This window comes from Lyngbya confervoides BDU141951, assembly GCF_000817775.3.
Lineage (GTDB): Bacteria > Cyanobacteriota > Cyanobacteriia > Thermosynechococcales > Thermosynechococcaceae > Lyngbya > Lyngbya confervoides.
On record NZ_JTHE03000106.1, the window covers coordinates 77,772 to 99,734 of the forward strand.

At 56.9% G+C, this 21,963-nt stretch carries 16 protein-coding genes; 15 read left to right on the forward strand and 1 reads right to left on the reverse strand.

Going from position 1 to position 21,963, the window contains the following annotated elements:
- The first annotated feature begins 32 nt into the window (after positions 1 to 32).
- The 9 genes from mrdA (at position 33) to QQ91_RS19040 (ending at position 10,999) form a co-directional block, all read left to right on the forward strand.
- Entirely contained in the window at positions 33 to 1,877 is a 1,845-nt protein-coding gene (mrdA, locus tag QQ91_RS19000) for a penicillin-binding protein 2 (protein ID WP_236095968.1), read from the forward strand.
- Positions 1,878 to 1,924: 47 nt separating this feature from the next.
- A complete protein-coding gene (locus QQ91_RS19005; protein ID WP_166277441.1) occupies positions 1,925 to 3,568 on the forward strand; it encodes a PAS domain-containing sensor histidine kinase in 1,644 nt (547 codons plus the stop codon).
- A gap of 9 nt (positions 3,569 to 3,577) precedes the next feature.
- Positions 3,578 to 4,024, forward strand: coding sequence for a response regulator (locus QQ91_RS19010; protein WP_166277443.1), 447 nt, complete (start codon positions 3,578 to 3,580; stop codon positions 4,022 to 4,024).
- A 96-nt stretch (positions 4,025 to 4,120) separates the two neighbouring features.
- Positions 4,121 to 5,230 (forward strand): sensor histidine kinase, encoded by a 1,110-nt coding sequence (locus QQ91_RS19015; protein ID WP_166277445.1) that lies wholly within the window; start codon positions 4,121 to 4,123, stop codon positions 5,228 to 5,230.
- Between the two features lie 146 nt (positions 5,231 to 5,376).
- The gene (locus QQ91_RS19020; RefSeq protein ID WP_166277446.1) at positions 5,377 to 6,633 is read left to right on the forward strand and encodes an ABC transporter substrate-binding protein; all 1,257 of its coding nucleotides are present in this window, start codon (positions 5,377 to 5,379) and stop codon (positions 6,631 to 6,633) included.
- Positions 6,634 to 6,868: 235 nt separating this feature from the next.
- A complete protein-coding gene (locus QQ91_RS19025; protein ID WP_166277448.1) occupies positions 6,869 to 7,849 on the forward strand; it encodes a carbohydrate ABC transporter permease in 981 nt (326 codons plus the stop codon).
- Entirely contained in the window at positions 7,846 to 8,736 is an 891-nt protein-coding gene (locus QQ91_RS19030) for a carbohydrate ABC transporter permease (RefSeq protein ID WP_166277450.1), read from the forward strand. Before QQ91_RS19025 ends, QQ91_RS19030 begins: the two co-directional genes overlap by 4 nt.
- A gap of 3 nt (positions 8,737 to 8,739) precedes the next feature.
- Positions 8,740 to 9,843, forward strand: coding sequence for an ABC transporter ATP-binding protein (locus tag QQ91_RS19035; RefSeq protein ID WP_166277452.1), 1,104 nt, complete (start codon positions 8,740 to 8,742; stop codon positions 9,841 to 9,843).
- A 262-nt stretch (positions 9,844 to 10,105) separates the two neighbouring features.
- A complete protein-coding gene (locus QQ91_RS19040) occupies positions 10,106 to 10,999 on the forward strand; it encodes a coiled-coil domain-containing protein (protein ID WP_166277454.1) in 894 nt (297 codons plus the stop codon).
- A gap of 97 nt (positions 11,000 to 11,096) precedes the next feature.
- On the opposite strand, the gene QQ91_RS19045 is transcribed toward QQ91_RS19040, so the two are convergent.
- Positions 11,097 to 11,924: a hypothetical protein gene (locus QQ91_RS19045; protein WP_166277456.1), complete on the reverse strand. Its 828-nt coding sequence runs from the start codon at positions 11,922 to 11,924 to the stop codon at positions 11,097 to 11,099.
- 299 nt (positions 11,925 to 12,223) lie between these two features.
- Here QQ91_RS19045 and QQ91_RS19050 point away from each other — a divergent pair, with 299 nt between their 5' ends.
- The 6 genes from QQ91_RS19050 to QQ91_RS19075 all read left to right on the forward strand — a co-directional run bounded on the left by QQ91_RS19050 (position 12,224) and on the right by QQ91_RS19075 (position 21,843).
- Complete coding sequence (locus QQ91_RS19050) at positions 12,224 to 13,459, forward strand: response regulator (protein ID WP_166277458.1); 1,236 nt, start codon at positions 12,224 to 12,226, stop codon at positions 13,457 to 13,459.
- 79 nt (positions 13,460 to 13,538) lie between these two features.
- Positions 13,539 to 13,895 carry a response regulator gene (locus QQ91_RS19055; protein WP_166277461.1) on the forward strand — a complete coding sequence of 119 codons (357 nt, stop codon included), beginning with the start codon at positions 13,539 to 13,541 and terminating at the stop codon, positions 13,893 to 13,895.
- 86 nt (positions 13,896 to 13,981) lie between these two features.
- The gene (locus QQ91_RS19060; protein ID WP_166277463.1) at positions 13,982 to 14,470 is read left to right on the forward strand and encodes a chemotaxis protein CheW; all 489 of its coding nucleotides are present in this window, start codon (positions 13,982 to 13,984) and stop codon (positions 14,468 to 14,470) included.
- Positions 14,471 to 14,559: 89 nt separating this feature from the next.
- Complete coding sequence (locus tag QQ91_RS19065; protein ID WP_166277465.1) at positions 14,560 to 16,509, forward strand: methyl-accepting chemotaxis protein; 1,950 nt, start codon at positions 14,560 to 14,562, stop codon at positions 16,507 to 16,509.
- A 93-nt stretch (positions 16,510 to 16,602) separates the two neighbouring features.
- The gene (locus tag QQ91_RS19070) at positions 16,603 to 18,549 is read left to right on the forward strand and encodes a methyl-accepting chemotaxis protein (protein WP_166277467.1); all 1,947 of its coding nucleotides are present in this window, start codon (positions 16,603 to 16,605) and stop codon (positions 18,547 to 18,549) included.
- 30 nt (positions 18,550 to 18,579) lie between these two features.
- A complete protein-coding gene (locus QQ91_RS19075) occupies positions 18,580 to 21,843 on the forward strand; it encodes a response regulator (protein ID WP_166277469.1) in 3,264 nt (1,087 codons plus the stop codon).
- The last annotated feature ends 120 nt before the right edge of the window (positions 21,844 to 21,963 follow it).

A 21,963-nucleotide genomic window follows, 5' to 3' on the forward strand; every position in this document is an offset into this window, starting at 1 on the left:
GATCCTGGGGCTGCACTAGCATGGAAATTGAGATGCCCCTCCTCCCAGATCCTCCTATGGTGCTACAACAGCAGGCCCCTCAGTCCCAGAAATACCGCATTGCCCCGGATCGACAACTGGGACGTGAAAACAGTCGCACAGCGGTAGTATTGGGCTTTGTGACGCTGCTGCTGTTTGGATTGATTCTGCCGCGACTGGTGATGCTGCAGCTCATCGAAGGGAGCCGGAACCAGGAATTGGCAGAGGAAAATCGCATTCGGGTCATTCCGGAGGCCCCGGAGCGCGGGAAAATTTTAGACCGGAAGGGACGCCTTCTGGCCAATAGCGAGTTTAACTATTCCCTGTTTGTCTGGCCGGGGGCCGCCGAGGAGCCAGAATGGCCGCAAACGCTGGCGATTTTGAGTCGTGTCCTCCACCTGACGCCCCCAGACCTGATGGCAAAGGTCCGCCAGGGTGATGGATATTCTCAATACCTGTCGCGGGTGGCTAAAAATTTGAGCTTTTCCCAGGTGGTGGCCCTGGCCGAACGCCGGAATGATCTGGTGGGTATTCACATTGGGAAAGAGCCAGTGCGAGTGTATCCCCACGGGGACTTGGCCGCCCACGTGCTGGGCTACATTGGCGAAATTAATGAACAGCAGCTTGATCGCTGGAATCAGGATCTGGCGGCAGCCAACCCATCGGAACAGGCCTATCGCCTGGGAGACCTGGTGGGGCAGTTGGGGGTGGAATATACTCACGATCGCACCTTACACGGACAGTGGGGCGGCGAACAGGTGGAGGTCAACGGATCGGGTCAGGTGGTGCGCATTCTGGGAGAAAAACCCGCCCGCGCAGGTCAATCCCTGACCCTCACCCTGGATCTGGATGTGCAAAAAGCCGCAGAAAAGGCACTGGCGGACAAGCAGGGGGCTATTGTGGCCCTTGATCCGCGCACGGGCGCAGTCTTAGCCATGGCGAGTAAACCCGCCTTTAACCCCAACTGGTTTTCTAAGTCCATGAGCGAAGCGGAATGGAAAGCCCTGCAAGGTCAGACCTTCCCCTTTGTGAACCGCGCCACCCAGGGCTTTCCGCCCGCCAGCACCTTCAAGGTGATTACGGCGATCGCGGGCTTAGAATCAGGAACCTTCCAACCCAACTCCATCCTCATGACCTATCCGGCAGTGCATGGGGTGAGCGACTGGAATGGTGCAGGCTTTGGCCCCATTGGCTTCGTGACAGCCCTGCAGTGGAGTAGCAATACCTTTTTTGGGCAAGTTGCCGTGCGATCTAAGCCGGAAACGGTGATCCAATGGGCCAAAAAGCTAGGGGTCGGTGAACCCACCGGTATCGATCTGCCAGGAGAAGCCGCGGGCTTTATCCCGACGCCAGCCTGGAAAGAGGCCACCCTGGGCGTCCAGTGGTTCCCGGCAGATTCAGTCATGATCGCCATTGGCCAGGGTGCGGTGCAAATGACCCCCCTGCAGTCGGCGGTGGTCTTTGCAGTGCCAGCCAACGGAGGGTATCGCATCCGGCCCCATTTAACCGACTCTGCGGCCCAGGGCCCACCCCTGCCGCTACATCTGAAGCCCAGCACCCTTGCCGTGCTGCGTCAGGGCATGAGAGCCGTGGTCACCGGCGGCACCGGACCCGCCCTGAACGTTCCCACCATTCCCCCTGCCGCCGGCAAGAGCGGCACCGGAGAGGACCCGCCGCGTCGGTCCCACACCTGGTTTGGGGCCTTTGCCCCCTATGATCAGCCAGAAATTGTGGTGGTGGCCTTCGGGGAAAATACCGGCGGCGGTGGCGGGTCCGTGGCCGGTCCCATGACCTTACAGGTGCTAGAGGCATACTTTAAACATAACCCCCGTCCATTGCCCCCGGCTGATCCCCAGTAATGGGTCCCAGGCCATCGCGTCCCCCTTCATTCGTCCCAGGTCATCCCATGGATCCCCAACCGCTGGAACTCCAACGCCTCAACGCCTTACTCAGTGAAAAGCTGCGTAAGCTAGAGCAAGCCGAAGCTGCCCTGCGAGAAAGTCAGGAACGCTATACCCTCGCGGTTCAGGGTTCCCAGGACGGCATCTGGGATTGGAATGTTCTCACCAATGAGGTCTACTACTCTCCCCGATGCAAGGCCATCCTGGGCTACCAGGATCACGAGCTGGACACCCAGTTCAGCGTCTTTGAGTCACGACTGCACCCAGCGGATCGCGATCGCATTTTAGCGGCCCTGACGGCCCATCTGGAACAGGGGGTTCCCTATGCCGTGGAATATCGCCTGCGGGCCAAGGGGGGAGACTATCGCTGGATTTACGCCCGTGGCCAGGCCATTTGGGATGCCCAAGGGCAGCCCACGCGCATGGCCGGGTCCATCAGCGATATTACGGAGCGAAAGCAGGTGGAGGAGGCCCTGCGGGCCAGCGAAGCCCGCTGGCAATTTGCCCTGGAAGGGGCTGGCGAGGGGGTGTGGGATTGGAATCTGCAAACCCAGGAGGTGTTTTTTTCACACCAGTGGAAAGCCATGCTCGGCTATGGAGACCCAGAGATTGGCCCCCATCGATGGGAATGGGAGAAGCGGATACATCCGGCGGACCGAGAACAGTGCCATGCGGCCCTCAATCGCCATCTCCAGGGGGAGAGCGCCCTCTATCAGAACGAACACCGCGTCCGCTGTAAGGACGGATCCTACAAATGGATTTTAAACCGGGGTCAGGTGGTGGAACGCGATGACCAGGGGCGGCCACTGCGGATGATTGGAACCCACACAGACATTACGGAGCGCCATGAGGCGGAGGAGGCCCTACGCCAGGTCAATGAACAGCTAGAATCCAAGGTGCGAGAACGCACCCGCGCCCTGGAGGAACGCGCCCAAGACCTGGAGCGTTCCAACGCCGAGTTGGAGCAGTTTGCCTACGTGGCCTCCCATGATTTGCAAGAGCCCCTGCGCACGATTAGCAGCTTTACCGAACTGCTCGCCCTGGAATATCGCGATCGCCTGGGATCCGAGGCCAATGAATACATTGAGTTCATCGTCGATGGCGCGGCCCGGATGCAGCAGCTCATTAAGGATCTGCTCACCTATTCCCAGGTGGGAAGGCGGGGCAAGGCCTTCCAGTCCATATCCTGCACTACGGTGCTGCAGTCGGTCCTGGAAAGTCTGTCCCTGGCGATCGCCGAAGGTGAAGCCCAGGTGAGCTATGACCCCTTACCCGTGGTCCAAGCCGACCCGTCCCAACTCTATCAACTATTTCAAAACCTGATTGGCAACGCCTTGAAATTTCGGGGACAGCCGCCGCCGCAAATTCACATCGGCGTTCAGCGCTACCCGAGTGAATGGCAGTTCTATGTGCGCGATAATGGAATTGGTATTAGCCCAGAATATTTCGATCAGATTTTTGTGATTTTTCAACGACTGCACCGTCGGCAAACCTACGAAGGAACCGGGATTGGTCTAGCCATTTGTCGTAAAATTGTTCAGCGTCACGGGGGGCGCATCTGGGTTGACTCCACCCCAGATCAAGGGGCATGCTTTTATTTCACCCTGCCGGTGGATCCCTCGGTTTACACGCCGCAGCCCGCCTCTTAAAACATCAGCATGGATATCCAAGCTTCTAGACCCGTCGATATTTTGCTTGTGGAGGACTCTCCCAGCGACGCCAAGCTAACCGCCAAAACCTTCGAGCGGGCAAAGGTCCTGAACCACCTGCACATTGTTGAAGATGGGGTAGAGGCCATGCAGTTTCTGCGCCGTTTGGGTCCCTATGCCCAGGCCCCTCGCCCAGATCTAATTTTGCTAGATCTCAATTTGCCTAAAAAAGATGGCCGTAAGGTACTCGCTGAAATTAAACAGGATGCAGATTTTGCCTCCATTCCCGTGGTCATTTTAACCACCTCCGCCGCAGAAGAGGACATTTTGAAAAGCTATGCCCTACGCGCCAACTGCTATATCACCAAGCCGGTCACCCTTCGGCAATTTACGAGCGTGGTGCAGTCCATTGAAGAGTTCTGGCTCACCATTGTGCAGTTGCCCACCCCCATTTAATCGGCAGTGGAGTTGCCCGCCACCCTCAAACCCGATTAACCTGAAGACGAAACCGTCAACGTTGTCTTCTAATGTCCTTGGGTTGTTGCAATCACGATGAGTCATGACGCGCTCCAGCTCCTTCTGGTGGAAGATAATCGGGCAGATGCCTATCTGCTGCGGAAGTTGCTGGTGCAGGAGACGCAGATACAGCTCACCCACTGCGAGGATTTACGCGCTGCCCTTCACAGCCTCGATCAGCATTGCTTTGACGCTATTTTGCTGGATTTATCGCTCCCCGACAGCTCAGGCCTAGAGACGGTGAAGGCGATTCAACAGGCGAATCCCGAAACGCCGATCTTGGTCCTCACCGGATTAGATGATGAGGCCGTGGCGATCGCGGCCCTGCGCGAGGGCGCCCAGGACTACCTACCGAAGGGAGAACTCCAGCGCAGCTGGCTGATTCGAGCCATTCATTACGCCATCGAGCGTCAGCAGAACCTAGATCAACTGCAGCATCTGAACCAGGAACTGGTGCGCTCGAATCAGGAACTGGAGCAGTTTGCCTACGTGGTCTCCCACGACTTGCAGCAGCCGCTACAGGTCGTCTTAGGATTTGCCGGCATTATTGACGCCCTCTATGGCGATCGCCCCGATGAACCGATTCATCAATACGTGGGCGACATTATCAATGCCAGCAAGCACATGTCGCGTCTGATTCGGGATTTACTCCACTATTCACGAATTAACAGCGCGCCCAAGCCCGTGGAATGTGTAGACTGTGAAGCCGTACTAGATCAGGTGCTCCTGGATCTCCAGCCCGCCATCCACCGTACCCAAGCCACCATCACCACAGATCCCCTACCCACGATCTATGGCAATGAAACCCAGCTCGGACAGCTGTTTCAAAATCTATTGAGCAACGCCATTAAATATCAACCCGCCGGTCAAAGGCCCCGTATCCATATCTCCGCTGTGCAAAAACAGGGCGAGTGGATCTTTGGGGTCCAGGATAACGGCATTGGCATTGCCGCAGCAGACGCTCACAGTATTTTTCAAATCTTTCATCGCCTCCACACGCGTGAGGAATATCCGGGAACCGGCATTGGGTTGGCCACCTGCAAAAAAATTGTCGATCGTCACCAGGGACAGATTTGGGTCGAATCCGAGCCGCACCAGGGCACTACCTTTTTCTTCACCCTTCCCCAGATACCTATCCAGGGCTAAGATTGGCGCATGTCCAGTCCCTCTGGAACCCAGACAATCAGCCTTGAGGATCGCGCTTAGAAACCGTCCAGATCGCCAACCCGGATCAGAGCGGCGGCGGAAACACGTTAAAATACGCCCGTCTGACGCAACCGAGGACTGTTTCTATGAAATACGTGCTGAGTTCCACCCTGCTTTTGACCCTGCTGCTGTCAGGCTGTGGCGGCGGTAGCTCAGAGAGCGGCAACACCGTCACGATCTTGGGGGTGGTGGTGGGAGAGCAGCAGCAGAAGCTAGAACAAGCCCTGGCCCCCTTTGAGGAAAAAACAGGCATCGATGTCGTGTACGAGGGAACCGACGCCTTTGCGACCCTGTTGCCCGTCCGGGTCGAGTCGGGAGATGCCCCCGATGTGGCCATGTTTCCCCAGCCTGGGCTGATGGCGGGCTTTGCCAAGGAGGGAAAACTGGTGCCCATCACCTCCTTTTTAGAGCCTCAAACGCTGCAGGAGGCCTACCCCCAAACCTGGCTGGATTTAGGGACCGTGGAGGATACACTCTACGGCATCTGGTACCGCGCCTCCGTCAAGAGCCTGGTTTGGTACCGTCCGGATGTGTTTGAGGCTCAGGGATACCAGACTCCGAAGACTTGGTCAGAGCTGATGGCACTCAGCGATCAAATGGTGGCCGACGGGGGAACGCCCTGGTGTCTGGGCCTGGAGAGCGGGAGCGCCACTGGCTGGCCGGGAACGGATTGGGTTGAGGATATTATGCTGCGCACCGCAGGTCCAGAGGTCTACGACCAGTGGACCTCCCATCAGATTCCCTTTAACGATAGTCGCGTCAAAACCGCCTTTGAAACCTTTGGCCAAGTAGCGCTTAATCCGCAGTATGTGGTGGGGGGCAACGTGGGCGCCATTAGTACGCCCTTTGGGGATGCGCCGCGGGGGTTATTTGACAATCCGCCTCGCTGCTATCTACACCGTCAAGCCAATTTCATCGCTAGCTTTTTTCCCGAAACGGTGGATCTAAATCAAGATGTTGATGTCTTTGTCCTGCCGGAGATTAACCCGCAATTTGGGGCTCCGGTCCTGGTGGCCGGGGATGTGTTTGGCATGTTTAACGATACACCGCAGGCGCGGGCGCTGATGGAATATCTAGCATCACCGGAACCCCACGAAATTTGGGCCGAGCTTGGGGGATTTCTCTCGCCCCATCAACAGGTGGGACTGGAGGTGTATCCCAATGCAGTGACGCGGAAGCAGGCCGAAATTCTCACCTCTGCCGAGACCATTCGCTTTGACGGATCTGACCTGATGCCAGGGGCTGTGGGGACAGGCACCTTTTGGTCCGGGATTGTGGATTACGTCTCGGGACAATCGGTGAATGAGGTGCTGGAGAGTATTGAGGCTAGCTGGCCTCAGTGAGGTGTGGGGAAGGCCGACCTGGGTGAAGCTTGCCCAGATAAAGCTTGCCTGGGTGAAGCTTGCCTAGGTAGAGTCTGACCAGGAGAAGCTTGCCTGAGTGTAGCCTGGCCAGAGGAAGTTGAGCTCAGGGAAACCGGGCTCAGGGAAACCGGGCTCAGGGAAGCCAGACTCGCAGTCAAGCGGAGCCACCTCAGGTTGAGTGTGTATTGAGGAGCGAATTGAGGAGCGAAGAACAATGACGGAGAACCTCTTGCGTATCTTGAATGCCCTTCTGGCGATTCTAATTGGGTCCGGGGGGGTCGTGGCGCTTTTCTATGGCCTAAATTTGCTGGTGGAGCGGTTTCCCAAGCCCTGGCGTCAGCGATTGTTGCCCTGGGTCTATATGGGGCCAGCGGTGTTATTACTCACGGCTTACCTGGTGCTTCCGACCCTGCGCACTCTCTATATCAGCTTTTTTGATCGCCGCTCCCTAGATTTTGTGGGGGTCAAGAACTATATCTTTGCCTTCACCAATGAGGATATGCTCATTGCCTTTCGCAATAATCTGCTGTGGCTGGTGCTGGTGACGGGCCTGAGCGTGAGCCTGGGGCTGGTGATTGCGGTGCTGGTGGATCGGGTTCGCTACGAGGCGGTGGCAAAATCGCTCATCTTTTTGCCCATGGCCATTTCCTTCGTGGGCGCGAGCGTCATCTGGCGCTTTGTCTATGCCTTTCAGCCCTCGGGCTATGAACAAATTGGCTTGCTGAACGCCCTGGTGACTGGATTTGGAGCAGATCCAGTGGGATGGCTGGTGGATCGCACCTTCAATAACTTGGCCCTGATTGCGATCATGATTTGGCTCTACACGGGGTTTTGCATGGTGCTGCTCTCCTCCGCGGTAAAGGGGGTGCCCAAGGATGTCATTGAAGCGGCCCGCATGGATGGGGCCAATGAACTCCAGATTTTTTGGCGGGTGATGATTCCGATCATTCGCCCCACCCTGACGGTGGTGACCACCACCATGGTGGTCTTTGTGCTCAAGGTGTTTGATATTGTGTTTGTGATGACTGGCGGCAAACTGGACACCGATGTAATTGCCAGCCGCATGATTAAGGAAATGTTTACCTATCGAGACTTTGGGCGGGGTAGCGCGATCGCCACCATTTTACTTCTAGCCGTCATTCCGGTCATGGTGACCAATATTCGTCGTTTTCGCCAGCAGGAGTTGAACCGATGACCTCACCTCAGCGCTCGTTTCCCCGCCAGCAGTCGTCCTTGGAAAAATTTCTGGCCCGGGCGCCGGTTCACCTGGCGGTGGTCACCCTGGCCCTGCTGTGGAGTCTGCCCACCCTGGGCCTGTTGATTAGCTCCTTTCGGCGGCGCGATGATTTGCTAGAGAGCGGCTGGTGGACCGTTTTTCAGCCCCCCTGGGACCTGAGCCAGTTTCATCTGGGCAACTATGGGGACGTGATCACCAGCCAGGGGATGGGGCAGGCCTTTCTCAATAGTCTGGTCATCTCCATTCCGGCCACGGTGATTCCCATCTCAATTGCCACCTTTGCGGCCTACGCCCTGGCCTGGATGGAGTTTCCCGGACGCCAGGCGCTGTTTGCGGCGATTGTGGGGCTGCTGGTGGTGCCGCTGCAAATGACCCTGATCCCGATCCTGCGCACTTACAACGCGTTGGATCTAGCGGGCACCTTTGTGGCCGTGTGGCTGGCCCATGCCGCCTATGGTTTGCCCCTTGGAATTTATCTGTTGCGCAATTATATTGCCGCGCTACCGCGCGATCTAATTGAGGCGGCAGCAGTAGATGGTGCCTCCCACCTAAAAATCTTCACCCGACTGGTGGTGCCGCTCTCGATGCCAGCGATCGCCTCCTTTGCCGTATTTCAGTTTTTGTGGGTCTGGAACGATCTGCTGGTGGCGCTGGTTTACCTGGGGGGGAATCAGTCGGTGGCACCTGTAACCCTGGTGCTGCGTAATCTTGTGGGCGATCGCGGCCAAGACTGGCATCTGTTGACAGCCGGGGCCTTTATTTCCATGATCGTGCCTCTATTTGTCTTTTTTGCCCTGCAACGCTATTTTGTGCGCGGGCTGCTTGCCGGATCAGTGAAGGGATAAGCCATGGCTAAGGTTGTATTTGAACAGGTTTCTAAGCGCTATGAAAACGGCTTTGTGGCGGTCAACCATTTGAATTTAGACATTGACGATCGGGAGTTTCTGGTGCTGGTGGGGCCTTCCGGCTGCGGGAAAACCACGACCCTGCGCATGCTGGCAGGGCTGGAAGACATCAGCGCAGGGAACATCTTAATTGGCAATACCCGCGTCAATGACGTTTCCCCCAAGGATCGAGACATTGCCATGGTGTTTCAGTCCTACGCCCTCTATCCGCACATGACGGTGTTTGAGAATATGGCCTTTAGTCTAGATCTCAAGGGCATTCCCAAGGCCGAAATCCGGCAGCGGGTTCAGGCGGCGGCGCAGCAGTTGGGCATTGAGGCCCTGCTCGATCGCAAGCCGCGACAGCTTTCGGGAGGGCAGCGGCAGCGCGTGGCCGTGGGTCGGGCAATTGTCCGCAATCCAGCCGTATTTTTAATGGATGAACCGCTGTCCAACCTGGATGCCAAGCTGAGGGTGCAAGCCCGCGCTGAATTGAGCAAACTCCACCAGAGTTTAGGAACCACCTTCGTCTATGTGACCCACGATCAGGTGGAGGCCATGACCATGGGCACGCGCATTGCCGTGATGAACCAGGGGGTTCTGCAGCAGGTGGACCGGCCAGAACGGGTGTACGAAGCACCCCAAAATGTTTTTGTGGCTGGATTTTTAGGCAGTCCCTCCATGAACTTCCTGAACGCAACCCTGCAAGAGGAGAACGCCGCTTTGGTAATTAAAACAGCCGGTCTCACCCTGCCCATTCCTGAGTCGCTGCAGGGGCGCTACCGGGCCGCCCCCAATCCGGCAGTCATTTTTGGGATTCGCCCTGAGAGCATCTACCATCCGGCCTATCTCCCCCCTGGAATTGAGCCGTTTGCCGTTGGCGCCACCGTTGGCGTGGTCGAGCCTATGGGCCATGAGCGCATTGTTTACTTCACCCTGGCCGATGGCCAGGAACTGGTGGCTAGAATTGACCCCAGGGCGCAGATTTCTTCCGGTGAACGGCTGGATCTTCTCTTTGACCTAAAGCGATTTCATTTGTTCGAGCGCGACTCTGAGCAGGTCCTGTAGCTGTGGTTGTTCAGGGACGGGAGCAACCATAACTTTTGGGGGCAGGGCTAAATATTACAATACTTTAAACGTTAAACATTGATGCTTAATGTCCCGCAGCTTGTGCTAAGTTGCAGTAAGCTTGTCTATCCTACGAGAACTGCAGACGGAATCGACCGAGAGTCGTGACGGCTGGCTCCTATTGTGACGACGGGGCGGTTTGGTCTGTAACAGGACCCACTAAAAAAGGACCCCTGAAGCGTCATATTGAGGAGGAAACCAGATGCCGACAGTACCACTGGCTACGGTAAGGGGGCAGGTTCATCGGTTTAAAGGAGTCATCGATCGCTTTGGCTCCTTTGATTCCAAGCAGGGAGCCGTCATGACGGTGTGTGTTCGCAATTTACGGCTCGTCAAGACCAACCGCGATGTGTTTCCTGACCACTGGTGGTTCCGATTTCGGCAGGAATGGGCGGTACTCAATCTTAAGCCAGGGGATGAGGTGTGCTTCACCGCCAAGGTCAATCGGCAACGAAAGGGCTATCCGTTCCCTCAACCGGCCCCGTCATCAAACAATCCCAAGCCCCTGCGCACGGAGTTTGGTCCGAGCCATCAAGTGAGAGATCTAACGGTTCTCAAACGCAAGCGGTATCTGGACCCGCCCCGATCCACCATCCGTCAGCTCCAGAGCCTGTTAGATCAGGAAAGGACCCTGAAGGATCAGTATATGACGCTGGTTCACGAATTAGATGCCCGCCTGCAGGATCTACAGCGCAAGCTGGCGGCGGAGATATCCCGTGGGAATGAACACCGGACCACCATTCAGCAGCTAGAGGCGCAGCGACAGGATCTAGAGCAGCAGATCGCGGCGGCGATCTGCGATCGCCAGCCCCTCACCCGCGATCGCCCCCCCGCTGCCTCCCCCTCCCAGGCGCCGAGGCCAGCGCCTGATTCGGTGCCCCGTTTGCACCCGGAAACGACACAGGAATTCCCGCAGCTAGGGGGCAATGATCCCCAGACTCTATTGGCAACGGTTCGCCATCTAGAGCAGCGTCTGGAGGCTTCCATCCCGCGCCAGCGATCGCTATTTTTCATTTCCGTTAGCACCGTGATGGGGTTAGCCCTGGGAGTAGGGCTGGGCGGCACACTGGTTCGTGGCGGCAGCTCAGGTCGCTAGGGAGTCGCACAACCCAAGGGCATCGCATCTCCACGGGACTAGCGGTTTAGTCTGGCGGATCTGCATAAATCAGGTGCCGGCCTATCCAGTGCCGCAACTAATCAGGTGCCTGACGGGCCTCAAAGCTCATACCATTGAAGTCGTACAGCACTCGCTCCCCCACCAATCCGGCCTCCCCTAAGGTTCCGGTCCACAGCTTTCCGCCGCTGGCCCAAACCAACCGAGGCCCATCCCATTCCGCCCATTCCCAATCCGGGAACTCCAGCCACTGCCCCGTTGCCGGATGCAGCAGCTCATGCTCATCCCAGTAGCAGCCCCGGCCCGGCCCTGGATTGACCTGGGCGTGGGCAATTTTTCGCAGCCGCCACTGATCCCCTCGCGCCTTCTCCCAGATGTCTCGCCGATCCACCTGTCCCGCCTGGCTGCGATCCACCCAGTGCCAGCCATCCCGATGCAGCCGGGGAAAATACACGCTTAAACATTCTCCCCCCACCGAATGCGCAGGCGGATCCGCCTCCTGTTCTACCCCCTCTGGCATGGTCCCCATCGCCCCGTGGAGTCCGCAGCCATTGAGCCAGCAGCGACGCGGTCCGGTCCACAGTCCTCCCCCAAGCCAACAGTGCCCCTGGGGAAACAGCGCCAGCGCCTTCAGGTAGGGCGCACGGGAGATGGCCGTCCAGGATCCTCGAGTCGGCGATTGCCAATGCCCATTCATCGCAAAATAAATCAGGTATTTCCCGTCTGGCGACAGATCGCAGCGCCGCTCGTAGATGCGCCCTTTCATCCATTGGCCTAGATCCCAGCGATCGCCCCGCCGATCCCACAACACCGTCGCCACCTGCTTCGCTGGCCCACGGCGAATCACCACCCCGAGGGGGGCATCCCTGGCAAGCAACACATGGAGTCGAGCTGGAAACGCTGTCATGGTCGTAGCCTAACAGATAAGATATGCCTCCAAGTCCTGGAGGGCCCGAATCCCCCCCATCCCGCATCTCCCCCCATCCCCCGACCCTCCCTTTGCCGGTCTGGCCAGGGTTGTTGACGGAGCCTACAGGCCAGGATCTAGAGCAGGAGCAAAAGCAGGCCCTTTGATACATCTCCCTTCCCGCTGGGAATTATGAATCTATGGGCCTCGGAACACCAGGTTTGCAGAACTTAAGTATTTCAACCGACGTTCCTTCGTAAATGGCGCACTGATGAGTAAGAACGCTCAGAAATTCCCCTATGACTCTTGCTGCTTCTCAACCAACCAATCATCTGGACTCAGCGGATTTAAGGTTTAACTTTAAATCCGCTGAGCTCACCAGTCACCTCCGTCAAGCCACGAAAAGAGCCTTGACCGGCTACTGGACCATTCACTTTGAGGCTGCTGATGACCGAGAAGCAGCGCAATGGGTGCTTTGTCTTCTCAATGGGCAGTTAGTCTTTTCCGGGGCCGAAGTTCCCACCTGCCAGCACTTTATCGAGGTAATGCTGCGCTTCTCAGGACTTCGCAAAGGGAAACTAGGCCCCCATCTCAAGGCCCTGAAATCAGCCGGGCTCCTCCCCCAAGATCTCCAACTGAAGCAGACCCTGCGGCAGCTGGTGGTTGCCGGCGTGGTCACCCTGGCGGAGATTGAGCAGGCGTTTCACACCTACTTTCTCAATGTGCTAGATCAATACTTGCTTGATTCTACGGACGGGAGCGCCTTCTTCACGCCCTATCCTCAATTTGAGGATTACATTCCCTTTGACGGGTTTGAAGTGAACTCAATGCTGCTGGAGTCCATTCGTCGCCGCGTGGAATGGGCCACCCATCGGCAATATATTCCAACACTGAGTACAACCCTCACCCTGGCCGATCGCGAGGGACCTGGCAAAAAGCTGCAAGAGAACCAGTGGCAGACCCTGAAGAATTTAATTCAGGACGGGAATAACATCGTTGAAATTGCTCAATCCATGGGAAAGGACAGCCTGATGGTGGCTAAGTCCTTTTCCGCCTTGATTCAGCAAGACATTATCCAGGTCCAGGGGTGCAAGAGCGATCGCCCCTCTGGAATCGTCCAGGGAAGCAGCGAAATTCCAGAGATCTATATCGTGGATGATTCACCTGTGTTGGTGCGTCAGTTTCGCACCCTTCTGGAGCATTGGGGCTACATTGTCCATGCCTCCCATGAATCCGTAAACGCGGTCAGCCAACTGGCGCAGGTGGTGCCCAGGGTCATCTTTCTAGATATCAACATGCCAGAGGTGTCCGGGTTTGATTTGATTAAAAAGATTCGCCGCGAACCCGACCTGGCTCAGATTCCTCTGGTGATGCTGACCGCCGAGAAGTCCGTTTCGAACCAGTGGCGCGCTCAGTGGGCGAGCTGCAAATTTTTAGCTAAACCTCGATCCGCCGAGGATGTGCCGGAATTTCGTCAAGAGCTCCGGGACATCCTCCGCGAGCTCGCTCCTCTTTCGAGCGATCTGTTGGTGTAGTTCAGGTCCGAACCTGAATGTTTCTGTCCGCTTTTTTATTTCCCCTCTCTTGCTTGAAAACCCTACCAGGAGTCTTGTTGTGAAAGTTCTGATTATTGATGACAGCTCAGTGGATCGTCACCATTTGACAAGTTTGCTTGAATCCCTTGGCTACGAGGTAGATGCCTACTCCAGCACCCAGGGCGTAATCAACCAGGTGTCTCAGCAAGCCTATGACTACCTGTTTTTAGATATTGTTATGCCGGAACAGGACGGCTACAAGTTTCTACGTGAGCTCCGGGCCAATCCAGCCACCGCGAATCAGCGCGTCGTGCTTTACTCCAGCAAAGGCACTCCCCTGGAGGTCAGTTATGGTCTGAAGCGATCTGGTGCCAACCACTATATGGTCAAGCCTGCCACGAAGGAAAAGCTGGCAACGCTGCTGCAACCAGCCTAGTCTCCAGAGACCTACTCTCCTGAGGCCTAGTCTCCAGACCTGATACCCTGCTAAACCCTGCTAAAGTTCCTGAGAATGGCTGACCCATGGACCAACCCGCTGTTTCTAATCTTCGCAATCCTGCCGCTTTGGTGGGCGAATCCCCGGCAGATGCAGCCCCCGTGGAAGGCATTCTGACCCAGGTGCAGACCCAGGAGGTGGTATTCCCAAGCAGCTGGGTGGACGAAGTCCTCATCCTATCGCGCAGCCAGATCTTCAAGTTGCCCTTTTATGGCCCCCATATCCTGGGACTGGTGAATCATCGCGGGGAGATGGTGCCATTGTTGAGCTGTCCCTTGGCGGGGCCAAACGCAACTGCGACAACTTCACCGGCAGCCTGGGGAGGGCAAGACACCCTGCGGGCCATTCGATTAAACGATAAGGCCCAGCAGTTTCAGGGCGTGGCGGTTCTGGTGGATCGAATTTTGGGAACCCTCACCGACACCGATTTCCAACAGCGACCTCAGGTGCAGGTGTTTCAGCTTCAGGATCTGCCCCTGGCGGACTGTCAGCCCCAGCGTTGGCATCCCGTTTAAGGCATTGATCATTGAGGGCATTGATCATTGAGGGCATTGATATCGATGGCCTCCCCCGGCCCCTAGTCTTTTTAAGATGAGTTTATCCTATGACTGCTGACTATCCATCCGTGAACCCGGCCATCGCCTCCGATTCAGGTCCCAAGGGTTCCTCGCCTAACTCACTCAAAGCCTTTGTCTTGAGTCATCTGCGCGGGGCGATTGCCACCTCTGTGACCGGAGCTGTTCTGTTATTTGGGGCCTCCACCTGGAACGTCTGGCAGCTCTACCGGGGGTTTCAAACCACCATCGATCGCGAATTTACGCTGCAGCGTCTCAGCGATAAAATCGTCTATTACGATGAGGTTCTCACCATGTCGGCGCGGATGGCGGCCAGCACCGCCGATCCGAAGTGGGAACAGCGCTATTGGGAAAACGAGCCGGAGCTGACCAATGCCATCGAGCAGGTCTCGAAGCTGGTGCCAGCGGTCGCCCAATCCCAAACCCAGCAAACGGATGCTGCCAACGAAAAGCTCATTGCCATGGAGGAGAAGGCCTTTGAGCTAGTGAAGGCCGGACGGAAGGAGGAAGCCTTTCAACTACTGCTGAGTGCAGAATACCAAACCCAAAAGGAGATCTATTCCGAAGGCGTGGAAAAAACCATTGAGGTTGTGGCCGACGAAATCCTCTCACTCCAGCGCAACTACAGCCAACAGCTGCAGCAGTCTTTAATCTTTGCCGGGGTGAGCTTGCCACTGTTGCTCCTCAGCGGCGCGATCGTGGTTTGGCTATTGCGCACCTACTTAAGCGATCGCCTGCGCGCCGAACAGGCCCTGCGCAGATCCCAGGATTCTCTCCAGCAAACCAATGAGGAACTCTCGGTCAAAATGCAGCTGGTGCAGGAGCAGTCCTCTCGCATTGCGGAACAGGAGCAGGCCACCATCGAGCAATCCCAACAGCTCCAGCAGGATATTGGCCACATTCTAGATGTGGTGCTGGATATTGAAGCGGGGAACCTGACCGTAGAGGCGGAGGTGAGCGATCGAGAAACGGGCCTCATTTCTGATACTCTCAATCGCCTGATTGAAAACCTGGTGCGAATCCTCTCGCAGGTTTCTGAGACCGCTCAGGCCACCTCAGGAAGCGCCACCACCGTGGCCAACGACGCCACCAGCGTAGCCCAGGATATTGAAAAGCAAGCCCAGGACGTTATGGCCATGCAGGGACTGCTCGAGCAGGTTTGGGATCTAGCACAGCAATCCCTTGGTCAGGTGGCCCAAACCCAGGAAACCCTTGGGGATGTGCGCGCCGTGGTGGAAGAAGGTCAAGGGGCAATCGCCCAGATGAACCAGGGCATTGAGGTGCTTCAGGTGGGCAGCGATCGCATGGTGCAGCGGATCAAAACCCTGGGAGAATTTGTGAGTCTTGCCGATGAATTTGTGCAGGAGCAAAACCAAACCGCCTCCTTAACCCAGGTGCTGGCCCTGAACGCCTCCCTGGTAGCAGCCAAAGCAGCCGAGCAGCGAAATCCGGAGTTGTTCCAGCAGGTGGCGCGGGAGTTTGAAACCATTGCCAACCAGGTACGACAGTTAGCCCAGCAAACCAACCTGGGACTTGAGTCGCTTCAGCAACGGACAGCCCACATCCACGGTGTGGTGTCTGAAGTGGATCGAGAAGTGCAAAACCTCAATGGCCTGGTGAGTGAATTTAGTGCCGGCGTATCCCAATCCACCCATGCCTTCACCGAGGTGCAAACCAAAGCATCCGAGGTGGAAAAATCTGGGAACGCCGTTGCCCAGGGCAATGAAAAGATTATCACCGCCACGGAAAATACCCGCAGCGCCCTGCAAGAGATCTCCGAGCGATCCGAGCGCGCCACGGCTCGTATGGCCTCCACCCTGAAACGATCCCTGGAGATGAAGCAGCGATCTAGAAAGCTGCTAGAGACCGTTCAATTCTTCCAGCTTCCAGCCGCCTCCGACTCGGAGACTCCAGAAGCGCTGGTCCCCCCCGCGGAGCCCAGCGGGGCCGAGGCTTCCCCTGAGGCTGTACCGGTTTAGAATCAGGGCCGCTTGAACTATCCCTGGAACCCTCCCCATGCTCAATCGGTACCCTTATCTGCCTGACGCTATCCTCCTATTGATGCTATCCCTATGAAGTCCCAGTTCTCCAGATTGTCCTCTACCCCCCTTGCCCACGCCATTAAAACCCATGTGGTAGAAACCGTTGCCACCTCTGTTGCGCTGAGTGTGGTTCTCCTGGGATCTTCCACCTGGAATGTCTGGACCACCTATCAAGGATTTAAGAATTCCGTCACCAATCAGGTGCAGCTACGCAGCACCAGCGATGAGGTGGTCTATCTGGATGAAGTGCTAACCATGTCGGCTCGCATGGCAGCCAGCACCGGCGATCCCATGTGGGAGGCGCGTTACTGGGAAAATGAACCCAAGCTTTCCAAGGCCCTTGATATTGTGACCCAGATGTCCACAGGACAGTCCAAGGCCGAATCGGAAAAAACCGACGCGGCCAACGACCGCTTGATTCAGATTGAAGAGCAAGCCTTTCAATTAATTAAGCAGGGCCAGAAGGAAGAGGCCTTTCAGCTTCTCTTGGGAACTGACTACCAAGACAATAAGAAAATTTACTCTAACGCAATCCAGAACACCATTGCCGAAGTGAGGCAGGGTATTGATCAGGAGCTGTCAGACTATAGCAATCGCCTGCTGTGGGCGGTGTCCTTTACCGGCATTAGCTGTGTGTTCCTGGTGGCGGGCTGGTCCTTTATTTTGTACGTGGTGCGTCAGGACATCCGACGCCGGGAAGAAGCAGAGGCAGAACTCAAAGCCTCCCAGCAATCGCTCCAGTCGGCCTATGCGGCCCTGGAAAGTACCCAGCAAGATCTGGCCCAGCAGGCCCAATCCACGCAGGAAACCAACCAGGTGCTAGAGCAAGATGTGGGGCATCTACTGGACATTGTGTCCAGCTTGGAAGCCGGGGATTTTACGGCCCAAGCAGCGGTGAGCGATCGCATCACGGGCCTAGTGGCGGACATGCTGAACCAATTTATTGAGGAAATGTCGCGGGTCATTGCCACCGTGAATGCCACGGCCAATCAGGTGAACTTGGGAGCTAACGATGTGGAAGCCTTAGCGGCCGCCACCAGTCAGCTGGCGCAGCAGCAGGTGGAGTCGGTGCAGCGGGTGCAGCAGCTGATGGAAGCGGTGAACCGGCTGTCCCAGGATACCCTGGAGCAGGCCAAGGTCTCCAGCGAATCATTCCAGGTGGCCCAAGCAGAGGTGGAACAGGGCGAGTCGGAAATGACCGCCATGACCGATGGGTTCCAGAGCCTGCGGATCGGGACGCAGCAAATTACCCGTCGCGTCACCTCGCTGAATGCCTTTGTGGAAATGGCGACCCAGTTTGCCCAAGCCCAGAAGCGGGTGGCTTCCCTGACGCGCGTTCTGGCCTTCAATGCCTCCATGGTGGCCTCCCGAGCTGCAGAACAGCGCGACCCGGAGCAGTTTGCCACCGTTGCCCGAGAGTTTGAGGCCATTGCCGGTCAGGTTAACGATCTGGCCGCCCAGACCAACCAGAGTCTGGAAACGCTCCAGCAGCGGACCCAGCAAATTCAATCGGCGGTTTCTGGCATTCAAGACGATACCCAGGAGATTAACCAGCTGGTGGACCAGTTTACCCAGCGGGTGGATCGATCCAGCCACTCCTTCACCAATCTAAAGCGGGTGACCCAGCAAATGACCCAGTTGGGTCAGCAGGTCACCCAGTCCAGCGAGGCGATCGCCAGTGCTGCCGCACGCACGCTGCAATCGATCGAAGACATTCAAGGAGACGGTACGAAAACAGAGCAGCAGTCCCGTTTAACCCAGCAACAGGCTCAAAAAATGGAGAAAATTGCTCAGCAACTGCTAGATCGGATGCAGTTCTTCACCCTGAATGCCGAGTCCACCGCCGCTACGCCCTGGATTGCCCCGCTGAGCGCAGCGACCCCGGCCGCTGAAGATACGGTGAACCTCCTGGATGCCGATGCCGATTATTCCCCTGTGGCTGGCTTTGAAGCTGAACAGCCCCTGATAACTGCCTAGTTCTTGCCCCCTTGACCTTACCGTTTCACCATGCCAGATTTCATCCCTGCCGCTGACGTCGAGATTAATCTCGCGGAGGAAGCTCTTCAGCAAGAGCTACGCAGCATGTTTGAGGTGGATACTCAAACATACCTGCAATCCTACCTGCATCTGACCCAGAACCTCACCCCCCATCGCTGGCGCGAGGATATTCAAGAGATCTATCGCAGTATTCACACCATTAAGGGAGGGGCCGTAACGGTGGGGGCAGACGCCGTCCTTGCTACCACCACGCAACTGGAAGATTTACTGTCAGATTTACGATATCTGCAAACCGCACCTGAGCTTGCCGACGGCAAGCTTAGCCGTATCTTGGCCGAAGCCGGAGAAGTGGTCACTAGCAGCCTTCTCCTCTCCAATCACGAAGGGCAGGCCGCCCTGCAAACCTCTTTAGATCGTCTCCAGCAGCTGCACGATCAGGTCAAACAGCTCTACCTGGAACAGGTGGATGAGCATCAACAGCTTTGTCAGGATTTTGCCAACCAGGGATTCGATCTGATGGTGCTCGATCTAGAGATGGCCGTTGAGCAACTGCCAGAGGTCGGCGGGGTGCCTGGCAATCTGGCGGACATCGCCACTCAGGTCCTCGCAGGGTTAGCGGGCGTCGGCAAAAATTTAGAGATGGGATCTGGATGGCAGCAGTTGCTAGAGCCGCTCTATCAACTGCTCCTGGAATCGGACGCTCCGATCTGGCGATCGCGCTGTCAGACCTTCTTACCCCTACTGAAGCAATGTGCCCTGGCCGCTGGCGATCTGTCCGAGGCAGCCCAAGAGGCACTGAGCAACGCAAATCTGGTGACGACTCCCCCGGCAGAGTCACCCCTGGGGGCCGATCTGGAGATGTTTGATCTTTGGGAGGCTGATCTGGCCTCCACAGAAGCCCCGGCAGCGCCTTGGGACCTCGATTTGCCAGAGAATGTCGAAGCCGCCCAAGACTCGGCTGCGGCAGCGCTGACCGATGACCCCTCCGGGGAATTTGATTGGATTGTCGCCCTGGCAGAGGAAGCGCTAACCCTGACCGAGGAGCCTGGATTATCCGAGACCTCAGACCCTGACGAGGAGAATCTTATCTCCCTTGCAGAACCGGCCCTGGAAGAGTCCACCCTCTGGAAAGATGGGCAACTGCTGGAAGCAGCCCTGCAGCAGTTTGAGGGGTCTTCCCTACCGCTAGCGTCGCCAGATCAGGGCGTTTCGGATCCTCAAGACCCAGCGATGCTAGAGCCAGAGACGATCCTGGCAGATCCAGCAACGCCGGGGTTGACCCAGCAGGCCTCAGGCGACACCAAACCAGACGAGGATCTGCCAGAGTGGGTAATTGAGCCAGCGGCCCCAGCGATGCCGGCCCCAGCGGTTGCCCAGACGCCTGAGCGCGCATTGGCCCAACCTGCCAGTGCCAGTAAGCTCCCCCAAATTCCCGTGCCCCTAGAGCGCCTCGACCGATCCGCCCAAACCCTGGTGGATATTTTGCTCTCTGCCCGATCCGCCCAGGGACGCTATCAGTCTTTGTATCAGCAAATTGCGAACATGGTGCAGCTCGCGGAGGAAAGTGCGGGCTACATTACCCAACTGCGCGCCCTTCAGGACGACTATGCCCTCATGCGCGATCTGCGCCAAACGTCGAACCAACAGGGGCCAAAGGTGGAAACCTATCGCAACGGTTACACCGCGATCAATCGCCTTCTGGAAAACAGCCTGCGTTTGGGAGAACTGGGGGCGGAGGCTGCCTCCATCGCCCAACAAACACGCCAGGAGTTTGAGCACCTTGATCTCAACATTAAGGCTCTTCAGCATTCCATTGAGGAAAGCCGCCTGGTGTCCTTTAAGTCTGTGGCCTTCCGGCTGCGGGCCGTGGTACGAGACCTCATAAACCGCATGGGCAAACCCGCCACCTTGATCATCCAGGGAGAAAGTCAGACCCTAGATGCCGGAACCGTTCAGGCTCTGGAGCCAGCGCTGCTGCACCTGATCCGCAACGCCTATGACCATGGCCTGGACTCCCCCCAGGAGCGAGTTCAAGCTGGGAAAACCGACGATCCCACCTTGACCCTTTCACTCCAGCGCCAGGGGAACCACTACCTGCTCTCCTTAACGGACAACGGTCGGGGAATTGATCGCCAAAAAATTAGCGCCATTGCCCAGAAAAAGGGGTTGCCCCTCACCGATACCACCAGTGATGCTCAACTTCTCGCAGTGCTGTGCCAGAGTGGATTTAGCTCCCAGGAAAACGTGAGTGCCGTTTCTGGTCGCGGCGTGGGGATGGATGTCGTGCTGCATCAGGTGCGCGACCTGGGCGGCAGCCTGACGCTGACAACGCGTCTTGGCCAGGGAACCACCTTTGACTTAAAGGTGCCTGTCCCCCACCTCCTGGTTCCCTGCCTGGTGGCCAAAGCCGGGGAAAGGACCTTTGCCATTCCCATGGACAACATTCAAACCATGCAGCTTTGGGATGAGACCTGTGAGATGACCCCAGTCACCGAGAACACCGCTGCGCCCTGGCGGAGAGTCTCCGCAGGAGAGCCAGAGCCGATGCTGCCCCTGCTTCAATATTGGCAGGCCCAGTATCCGCCAGCTTCGATGTCGGCAGAAAAAATGGACACCCTCATCTGTTTGCGGATTCCCAATCCCGCTAGCAGCTCCTCCAGTGGCGCGCTCTGGCTGGTCATCGACGATCTCATCGAGGAACTTGAACTGCTGATCAACCCGATTCCCAGTCCCTTGGCTCCTCCGGCGGGTCTGATGGGAACCACTGTGTTGCCCACTGGAGAAGTCATCGCCGTGATTGAAGCGCAGCAATTAGCCACGCTGCTGCTGTCTTCAGCGGCTGACCAGTTGACCCTGGCCGCTGAGGCACAGGGATCGGGGGCAGTGCCCCAGGCCAGCGCCTCAAATCTAATTTTGGTGGTCGACGATGCAGCGCTTCTGCGGCGCCGCTTGGAGGTGAGTTTGATGAACTATGGCTACCAGGTTCACACCTGCCGCGATGGCCTGGAAGCCTGGAACTGGCTGCAGGCAAACGGACAACCGGGGCTGATGATTACGGACATTGAGATGCCCCAGATGGACGGGTTTACCCTGGTCGATCACTGCCGGAAGGCGGCGATGGTCTTTCCCATTTTGGTGTCCTCCTCACGGCTTTCGGAGGAATGGAGCAAAGAGGCCCTGCGGGTGGGGGCCACGGCCTATCTCACCAAGGGATTTTCGACCACAGAATTAATTGACCGAGTTTCAGCGTTAATGAATCCAGTGGCGTCTTGAGTCAAAAATTCATTAAAGTCGGTCCATAATAAAGCCGACAAACCCAAAAGAGCTTGTCGGTTGAAGTGTGTTCCCCATTGAATGCTCAGGGTTAACTGAGCTATCGATACTATCCCATGG